This window comes from Gordonia sp. (in: high G+C Gram-positive bacteria) (genome assembly GCF_020438995.1).
Classification (GTDB): Bacteria; Actinomycetota; Actinomycetes; order Mycobacteriales; family Mycobacteriaceae; genus Gordonia.
Window position 1 is genome coordinate 1 of record NZ_JAGQTN010000027.1, and the last position, 10,719, is coordinate 10,719.

Consider the following 10,719-nt stretch of genomic DNA (forward strand, 5'->3'; position numbering starts at 1 on the left):
AAATCAGCTCACGGGCAAGAACACTCACCCGCGCCGACAGTTCTGCGTAGGAGACACTGCGCCCCTCGAACCACAGGGCGGACGCATCCGGAGACCGAACCACCTGCGCCGCAACAGCATCGGCAACCGAACCAGCAGGAACCACAACCCCGGCACCCACCGAACGATCCACCAGGCCGGTCCGTTCGGCCGGATCCAGGAGCGGCGCATCGCCGATCGAGACGGCAGGATCGGCGACCAGTGCACCGAGCAGTCGCACGAACCGGTCGGCCAGATCGCCGACCGTCGACTCGTCGAACAGATCCGTCGCATAGGTGACCGCACCCGACCACGGGTTACCGGCGTCGGCCGATGCCACCACCATCCGCAGATCAAGCTGCGCGGCGACCAGCGGCGGCTCCACCGCCGCGATCTCCAACCCGGCCAGGGACACCTGCGCACCGGCTACCGACGCCCCCGGATCGAACGACAGCATCACCTGTGCGAGCGGTGCGAACGCCTCACTGCGCACCGGATCGATCGCCTCGACGACGGATTCGAACGGAACGTCGGCATGATCGAACGCGTCGAGATCATCGACGCGTACCCGATCGAGCAACTGCGCGAACGACATCGAGGACTCGATGGCGGTCCGCAACACGAGGGTGTTGACGAACATGCCGACCAGCGGATCGAGCACGGCCTGACCACGCCCGGCGACCGGGGTGGCCACCGCGATGTCGTTGGTCGCGGCCATCCGGGCCAGCAGCGCCGCGAATGCCGCGTGTACCACCATGAACGGCGTGACATCGCGACTGCTCGCGACCCGCGACACGCCGTCGGCGATATCGGCGGGGATCGCGAACTCCAGATCCGCACCCCGATACGACGCGACCTGCGGACGCGGCCTGTCGGCGGGCAGTTCCAGCACGTCGGGCAGACCGGCGAGCTGCTCACGCCAGTATCCGAGCTGACGCGCCGTGACCGACTCGGCGTCGTCGACGGAGCCGAGCGCCTCGTGCTGCCAGATCGCGAAGTCCGCGAACTGGACCTCCAGCGGTGTCCACTGCGGCGAATCACCTTGCGCCCGTGCAGTGTAGGCGGTGACGATATCGGTCACCAACGGCAGCATCGACTCGCCGTCGGCACCGATGTGGTGCAGCACCACACCGAGCAGGTAATCGCCCGAAACGCTCGCACGCAAGGCGACGCGGATCGGCCAGCCCGACGTCACGTCGAATCCGGACGCCACCGCGGCGAACAGATCGTCGTCGGTGTCGACGGTCTGCCAGACACCGCGAGAGTCGAACAGCGCGATGTCGTCGATCCGCTGGTACGGCAGGCCGTCGGCGATCGGGAAGGTGGTGCGCAGCACCTCGTGTCGTTCGACGGTGTCGATCACCGCCTGCCGCAGGGCCGCCACGTCGAGATCACCGGTCAACCGTAGGACCGCCGGGATGTTGTACGTCGGCAGCGCCGGGTCGAGCTGGTTGATGAACCACATCCGCTGCTGCGCGAACGACAGCGGAATCCGGGCCGGCCTCGGGTCTGCCTTGGTGATCGGCGCGAGTGCGGCACCGCGACCGATGGTGGCGACGATCAGTTCCCGCACGCTCGGCGCGTCGAAGATGTCGCGCACCGACACCTCCACGCCGAGTACTTCCGCGGCCCGTGCGGCCAGGCGCATCGCCGACAGCGAGTTGCCGCCGATGTCGAAGAACGACTCGGTGACGCCGACCCGCTCGACGCCGAGCAGATCCGCGTACACCTGCGCCAGTGCGACTTCGGTATCGGATTCGGGCGCAACGTATTCGGCTTCGATATCGGCGAAGTCCGGTTCGGGCAGCGCTTTTCGGTCGAGCTTGCCCGCCGAGTTCAGGGTGATGTCATCGAGGACCACCCACACCGTCGGCACCATGTACACCGGCAGTGATTGCTCGGCAAGGGATTTCACGGTCTCGACATCGGGTCGCCGGCCGGGTCCGCCGGACAGGTAACCCACCAGATGCTGCGAACCACCCGGCCCGTCGGCGACTGTGGCGGCGGCGTGCACCACTCCCGGCGCCGACGCCAGCACCGACTCGATCTCACCGAGTTCGATGCGCTGACCGCGCAGCTTCACCTGGAAGTCGGTGCGGCCCAGGTATTCCAGCACGCCGTCGCGGCGGCGCCGGACGAGGTCACCTGTGCGGTACAGCCGGGTTCCGGGCTCACCGTACGGGTCGGCGATGAACCGGTCGGCGGTCAGGTCACCGCGCGCCGCATAGCCGCGCGCCAACTGGATACCGCCGAGGTACAGCTCGCCGGGCACACCGTCGGGCACCCGGTGCAGGCGGGCGTCGAGGACGACGGCCGACGAGTTCCACACCGGCACACCGATCGGCACCGAGCCCTCGTCGCCGCTGACCGCTTCGATCTTCTCGTAGGTGATCTCGACGGCGGCCTCGGTGGGACCGTACAAGTTGTAGAACAGCACGTCCGGCAGCCAGGAACGCACCTGACCCGCCAGCGCCGGCGGCAATGCCTCACCGGTGGTGGAGATGATGCGCACAGTCGACGACATCGCCGACACCCGCTCATGGCCGACGATGTCGGCGAACACCGACAGCATCGACGGCACGAAGTGCACCATCGTCGCCCCGGTCCGTTCGATCACGTCCGCCACATACAGCGGATCGAGATGTCCGCCGTCACGCAGCACCACGAGTTTCGCACCGATCATCAACGGCGCGAACAACTCCGGCACCGAGCAGTCGAACGTGTACGGCGTCTTCTGTACCACCGTGTCGCTCGCGTCGATGGGCAGTTCGTCCAGGCCCCACCACAGCCGGTTGACCACCGCGTCGTGGGTGAGCGTCACGCCCTTGGGCCGTCCGGTCGAGCCGGAGGTGAACAACGTGTACACGGCGTGGTCGATCCGCAACGGCGACAACCGTTCCGAGTCGGTGACCGGCGGAGTGGACAGATCCACCTCACTCGAGCAGTCGACGATCAGGGTCTGAATGTCCCCGGCCCATGTACTCGACTCACCGGACCCTTCGTGACGCGACCGGCTCGCAAGCTCGCGCGACCGCTCCTCAGGGATCAAGAAGGCGGGACCGTCGGCACCGGTCAGCATTGTGCTCACCCCGGCGGTCTCCAGCATGTACTCCACGCGGTCGTCCGGGGTGTCAAGCCCGATGGGCACGTATTGACCACCGGCGGCGATGACCGCGTGGATGGCGACCATCATCTCCACCGATCGCGGAATCCGAACGGCCACAGCCGACTCCGGACCCACTCCGGCTTCGATGAGTCGCCGCGCCAGAGTGTTGACCCGGGCGCCGAACTCTCGGTAGGAGACCTCGCGGCCCTCGAACCACAGCGCGGTCGCCTCGGGCGTCTTGGCGATTGCGGCGGCCACCACGTCGGCGACAGTGCCGGCCGGCACCTGCACCCGGGCACCCCATTCCACCGGATCGGCAGCGGTGTCGGCGGCGACCGTGATCGTGTAGTCACCGGCGGCGCGCGCGGGATCGGCGACGACCTGCTCCAGCAGTGTCACCAGTCGTTCGCCGAACGCCCGCATCGTCGACTCATCGAACAGGTCCGTCGCGTACTCCAGCGTCAGTTCCCATGGCTGTCCCGGCGCGGCCGCGACACCGACGGTGAGATCCACTCGTGCCGTGGTGGTGGGTGCCTCAAGCGGCGTCACGGTGATGTCGGATACCGAGACCGGTTGTGCAGGTTGACCGTTGCTGAAGAACAGCAGCACCTGCACCAGCGGTGCGAACGCCTCGGATCGTGCCGGGCTGAGTGCCTCGACGAGCGCCTCGAACGGCAGCTCGGCGTGCGCGTAACCCTCGAGATCGGTGTCGCGCACCTGCCGCAGCAGGTCGCCGAACGGACGGCCGCCGTCCACCTGGGTGCGCAACACGAGGGTGTTGACGAACATGCCGACGAGCGGGTCGAGTTCGGCCTGACCACGACCGGCAACCGATGTACCGACGGCGATGTCGTCGGCACCGGAGAGCCGCGACAGCAGTGTCGCGAGCGCCGCGTGGAACACCATGAACGGTGTCACGTCGGCATCGATACCCAACTGATCGATGCCGGCGGTCAGTTCCTCCGGCAGGGTCAGCGTCACGGCCGCACCGCGCTGGGAGGCGATCGGCGGACGCGGCCGGTCGGTGGGCAGTTCGAGGACGTCCGGGAGCCCGGCGAGCCGCTCGGCCCAGTAGGCGAGCTGTTGCCCGACCACCGATTCGGGGTCGTCGGGTGAGCCGAGAACGTCGTGCTGCCAGATCGCGTAGTCGGCGAATTGCACCGGCAGCGGGGCGAACTCTGGTGTCCGGCCTTCTGCGCGGGCCGCGTAGGCGGTGACGATGTCGGTCAGCAGCGGCGGCATCGACTCACCGTCGGCGGCGATGTGGTGCGCGACCGCGGCGAACACATAGCTCTCACCATCACGAAGCAGCCGGAACCGAACGGGCCAGTGCCGTGTCAGATCGAACCCGGTCAGCAGCGAGGACTCGATCTCGGCCGCCGAATCGACGACCTGCCAGTCGAGTTCGTCGGTCACCGTCTCCGGCGCGGCGATCAACTGGTGGGGCGCACCGTCGACATCGGGGAACGTGGTCCGCAGAACCTCGTGCCGCACAAGTACATCCACGATCGCCGCCCGCAGCGCACCGACGTCGAGCGCACCGGCGAGCCGCACCACGGCCGGGATGTTGTAGGTGGGCGACTCGGGGTCGAACCGGCTCAGGAACCACATGCGTTGTTGCGCGAACGACAACGGAACCCGCTCGGGCCGCGGAACGACCGCGGCCACCTGCGGCAGCGCCGCCGAATGTCCGGCGACCGCCGCGACGAGTTCCCGCACCGACGGGGCCTCGAACACATCACGCAGGGTCACCTCCACCCCGAGCGCCGCGGACACCCGCCCCGCCACCCGGGTGGCCGACAACGAGTTGCCGCCGATGTCGAAGAACGATTCGGTGACCGACACCCGGTCGACGCCCAGGATCTCGGCGAATGCCGCGACGGCAGCCTCCTCGGCCGCACTTTCGGGCGCGATGTACTCGGCCGCCTCGATCACCGGTTCCGGCAGGGCCGCTTTGTCGAGTTTGCCCACCGGGGTGAGCGGCAGTGAATCCAGCACCGTTATCGACGCCGGCACCATGTGCGCCGGAAGCCGTTCGCCGACAAACCGTTTCACCTCGGCAATGTCGATATCGGCGTCGGTGTCGGCACGGACCACGTAGGCGGCCAGCGCCGTGGCCACCTGTCCGCCGACACCGATGACGACGGCCGAATGCAGATCGGGATGCTCGTTGAGGACTGCCTCGATCTCGCCGAGTTCGATGCGCAGACCACGCAGCTTGACCTGGTCGTCGTTACGGCCGGAGTACTCGATGACGGGTGCGCCGGACTCGTCCAGCTGCCACCGCACGACATCACCGGTGCGGTACATACGGTCGCCGGTTCCGCTGTGCGGGTTGGCGACGAACCTGTCGGCCGTCAGTCCGGGCCGGTCGAGGTAGCCGCGCGAGAGAGCCCGGCCGGCGACGTACAACTCGCCGGTCACACCGACCGGCACCGGCCGCAGCCTGCTGTCGAGGACCATGAGTGCCACGCCCTCGATGGGACCGCCGAGGCTGACCGGCTCCCCAATCTCCATCGGCTCGCTGATCGCCACACCGATGGTGGTTTCGGTGGGGCCGTACAGGTTCTGGATACGACGGCAGGCCGCCCATTCGTCCTTGAGTGCCGCGCTGACCGCCTCGCCGCCGGCGTACACCACCCGCAACGCGAACAGCGCCTCCGGGTCGAGCGTCGAGAGCACGGTCGGCGTGAGGAAGGTGTGCGTGATCCCCTGACGCGCCATGTACTCCTGCAGGACCTCGCCGCCGACCGCATCGGACGGCCGGTATACCAGCACGCTCCCGGAGCGGGTCGCCATCAGGTACTCCAGGACGGACGCGTCGAAGCTCGGCGATGCGAACCCGAGCACCCGCGAGTACCGGTCGACGCCCGCGCGTTCGATCTCCTCGGCCGCGAAGTTCGCCAGACCCGAGTGTGTCACCGACACGCCCTTGGGTCGGCCGGTGGATCCGGACGTGTAGATCACGTACGCGACATTGTCGGTGCGGACGGGTCGCACCAATTCCTCCGATGCCACCGGGGCCGCGTCGCAGCCGTCGATCTCGCCGGCGACGGCCGGGTCATCGATCCGCACCCAGGCGAACTCGTCGCCCGGCAGGTCGCCGGTGTCGCCCGCGGTCAGACCGAGGATCGCGCCGGAGTCCTCCACCATGTTCGCGACGCGGTCGGCGGGGTAGTCGGGGTCGATCGGCACGTATCCGGCACCGGTCTTGGCGACCGCCCAGATCGCGGTCAGCAGCGCCGCCGACCGGCCGATGGCCAGCGCGACAAGGCTTTCGGCGCCGATACCGCGGGCGATGAGCCAGCGGGCGAGTCGGCTGGAGCGTTCATCGAGCTGCCCGTAGGTGAGGGTGGTGCCGGTTGCGTCGATGACGGCGGGGCGTTTGCCCGACTTGGCCGCCACGTCGGCGAACATCTGCCCGAGCAGCACCGGAGCGGTGCCGGGTCCGCTGATGACCGCGGCATCGGAGTCGGCGATGTCCTTGGAAACGACCGGTTGTTCGGTCGCCCTGGCGCGGGCCACTTTCGCCAGTTCCGCCACTGATGGTCCTTCGTTGATGGTGATACTCCCCACCGTCTCTCCGGGATCACCGAGTCCGGCGTCGAGGATCCGCAACAGGTTTCCGGTAAAGGATTCGACGGTCGACTCGTCGAACAGGTCTGTCGCGTAGATGATCGAGCCGGTCCAGTCGGCTGCCTTGTCCCGGGAGTCTTCGTTCCGGGACACCGCGACCAGCAGGTCGATGCGTGCCGGTACCTCGCCGGCGGCCAACGACTCGATGCGCAGGCCGGCGACATCGCCGACCGCGAGGTCCGATCCGGCCAGTTCGGGCAGGGCCGTCTGCTCGAACGTCAGCCACACCTGGGTGAACGGGGCGAACGCGTCCGACCGGACCACGTTGCAGGCCTCTACCACCTCGTCGAACGGGATGTCGGCATTGGCAAAGGCGTCGAGGTCGACCGACTTGGCCTGTACCAGTATCTGTTCGAACGAGGCGCCCGGTTCGACACCTGTCCGCAGGATGAGCGTGTTGACGAACATACCGATGAGCGGGTCGAGCCCCGTCTGTCCGCGTCCGCCGACCGGTGTGCCGATCGCGATGTCGGAGGTCGACGACAGCCGCGCCAGCAGCACCGCGAGCGCGGTGTGCACGACCATGAACGGGGTGACGCCGGCCTGCGCCGATACCTCGTCGATGCGGGCGGCGGTGGCGGCGGGAATGGTGAACCCGACCTGAGCGCCGCGTCCGCTCGCTCGCGGCGGACGCGGACGATCCGTCGGGATCTCGACGACGTCGGGAAGACCGGCGAGTTGTTCACGCCAGTAACCCAATTGGCGGCCGACCACCGAGGCGGGATCGTCGGGGCTGCCCAGGTGCTCATGCTGCCAGAGGGCGACGTCGGCGTACTGGACCGCCAGCGGCCTGAACACCGGTGCGTGCCCGGCGTTTTCCGCAGTGTATGCGGTGATCAGATCTGTCAGCATCGGGGTCACCGACTCGCCGTCGGAGGCGATGTGGTGGACGATCACGGCCAGGAGATGTTCGCCCGGTGTGGCGGAGACGAGCCGGATCCGGATGGGCCACTGGTTCGTGACGTCAAACCCTTGGGAGACAGCACTTTCCATGTCCGCGGCCGAGTCCGATACCGCCCAGTCGAGGAGCTGCGGCACCGTCGATGCCGCAGCGATCTGCTGGTACGGCGCACCCCCGTGCGACGGGAAGGTAGTGCGCAGCGCCTCGTGCCGCACGACCAGGTCGACGAACGCCCGGTGCAGGGCGCCCGCATCGAGGTCGCCGGTGATCCGCAGGACTGTCGGGATGTTGTAGGCGATGGAAGTGGTGTCGCGCTGATTGACGAACCACATCCGGCGCTGGGCGAACGACAGCGGAATACGTTCCGGCCGTGGGTCGACCGCGACGATCGGAGCCCGCGACGACGCATTCCCGGCGACCGCCGCGATCAGTTCACGCACGCTGGGCGCACCGAACGCGTCCCGCACCGACACCTCGACGCCGAGGACATCGGAGGCGCGGGCGGCCAGGCGCATCGCCGACAGTGAGTTGCCGCCGAGGTCGAAGAACGAGGAGGTGACGCCGACCCGTTCCACACCGAGCACATCGGCGAAGGCCCGGGCCAGCGCGATTTCGGTGTCGGTCTCCGGCGCGGTGTACGCCTCGGTGACCGCGTCGAACACCGGCGCCGGGAGGGCCTTGCGGTCGGCCTTCTCCGCGCTGCTCAGCGGCATCTGCGCCAGCGGCATCCACACCGACGGCACCATGTACGCCGGAAGGGAGCGCTGCGCAACGGCTTTCACCGTATCCAGGTCGGCCGTGTCCGGGGCGATGTAGGCGACGAGGTGTTCGACACCGGATTCGGTGGCGGCCACGATCACCGCGGCGTTAACGACGCCCGGCGCGCCGGCCAGCACCGATTCCACCTCACCGAGTTCGAGGCGCTGACCGCGCAGCTTGACCTGGAAGTCGGTGCGGCCCAGGTATTCCAACTCGCCGGCGGCGTTCCACCGGACGAGGTCGCCCGTGCGGTACAGCCGCGTGCCGGGCTCGCCGAACGGGTCGGCGACGAACCGTTCGGCGGTGAGCGCCGGCTGCGCCGCGTAGCCACGGGCCACCTGCACTCCGCCGGTGTACAACTCGCCGGACACCCCGACGGGCACCGGATGCAGACGTGAATCCAGCACCAGCAGTGAGGTATTCGCGCCGGTCCGGCCGATCGGCACGGTCGCGTCGCCCGGCCGCAGCACGTGTTCGGTGACCTGGACGGTGGCCTCGGTGGGTCCGTACTGGTTGACGATGTCCACCCCGGGCAGCGCCCGCTGCACGGTCTCGGCGACCGGCACCGGCAGCGCCTCGCCACCGGTGATCAGCGTCCGCAGTGCCGGAAGCTCGCGGCCCGCATCGGCTTTCACCTCAAGGAACACCGACAGCGCCGACGGCACGAACTGGGTCCAGGTGACCTGATGATCGGCCAGCATGTCGAGCATGTGCCGTGGATCGAGATGCCCGTCGGGACGCATCATCACAACCCGCGCCCCCACCGTCAGCGGCCACACCAGTTCGAGCTCGGAGGCATCGAAGGTGTACGGCGTCTTGACGATGACCACGTGATCGTCGCGCTCGCCGACGACATCGCCGAACCAGGCGTGCATGTTCGACAGCGCCGCATGCGAGACCGTCACGCCCTTCGGCCGGCCGGTCGAACCCGACGTGAACAGCGTGTAGGCGGCGTTGTCCGGTCGCACCGGCGCGATGCGGTCGTCATCGGTGATCGCCGGCGCCGACATGTCCACCGGACCCGAGCAATCAACGACGACGGTGCGGACGGCCGAGAACCGCTCATCGTCCGCGGTCGTCAGCAGAACGACCGATGCTCCGGCGATGCTGAGCATGTACTCCACACGATCGGCGGGTGCCTCGGTGTCGATGGGCACGAACTGGCCACCTGCGGCGAGGACCGCGTGGATGGCGACCATCATCTCCACGCTGCGTTCGACGCAGATTCCGACGGCCGTATCGGGGCCCACCCCGGACGAGATGAGTTCGCGGGCAAGCAGGTTGATGCGTGAGCCGAGTTCGGCGTAGGTCACCTGACGGCCTTCGAACTCCACGGCCACCACATCGGGGATCGCCGCGATCCGGGCGGTGATCGCCGCGACGGTGGTGGTATCCGGGACGTCGAGCACAGGCCCGTGGGACACCGACAGCACCCGATCGGATGCCGCCGCGTCGAGCATGCCGGCATCGCCCACAGCGGCGTCCGGGTCGGCGGTCAGGCCGTCGAGCAGTTGGGTGAAGCGCCGCATGAACTCGGCGACGGTCACCTCATCGAACAGATCGGTGGCGTACTCGGCCGAACCGGTCCACGCGCCGCCACCGGTGGCCGACCACACCTCGACACTGAGGTCGAGCTGCGCGGTCACCAGCGGCGTGGTCACCGGGGTGATGGTGAGGTCGCCGAGCGACACGTCGGCGTCGTTAGCGGATGCGCCCGGATCGAACGACAGCATCACCTGCGACAGCGGGGCGAATGCCTCACTGCGCACCGGGTTGAGGGCCTCGACGAGCGTCTCGAACGGCAGTTCGGCGTGACCGAACGCATCGAGGTCGGTGCCGCGCACCCGGTCGAGGAGACCGGCGAACGACTCACCCGGGTCGACCTGCGTGCGCAACACGAGCGTGTTGACGAACATGCCGACGAGCGGGTCGAGCACCCGGTCGCCTCGGCCGGCGACCGGGGTGGCCACTGCGATGTCGTCGGTGGTGCTCAGCCTGGCCAGCAGCACTGCGAACGCGGCGTGCATCACCATGAACGGGGTCATGCCACGCTCGCGGGCGAGTGCTTCGATGCGGTCGCCGACCTCACCCGGAATCTCGAACGGCACCCGCGCACCGCGATGCGATTCGACGGCCGGACGTGGCCGGTCGGCGGGCAGATCGAGCACGTCGGGCAGGCCGGTGAGCTTGTCCTTCCAGTAGCCGAGCTGGCGGCCGATCACCGACTCGGCATCGTCAGCGGACCCGAGGACCTCGTGCTGCCAGATCGCGAAGTCGGCGAACTGCACCGGCAAAGGGG

The 10,719-nt window shown here is 68.4% G+C and carries 1 protein-coding gene; it reads right to left on the bottom strand.

Annotated elements, in window-relative coordinates:
* The coding region (locus KDB67_RS02390) for a non-ribosomal peptide synthetase (RefSeq protein ID WP_291011964.1) at positions 1-10,719 on the bottom strand (10,719 nt) is incomplete at both ends.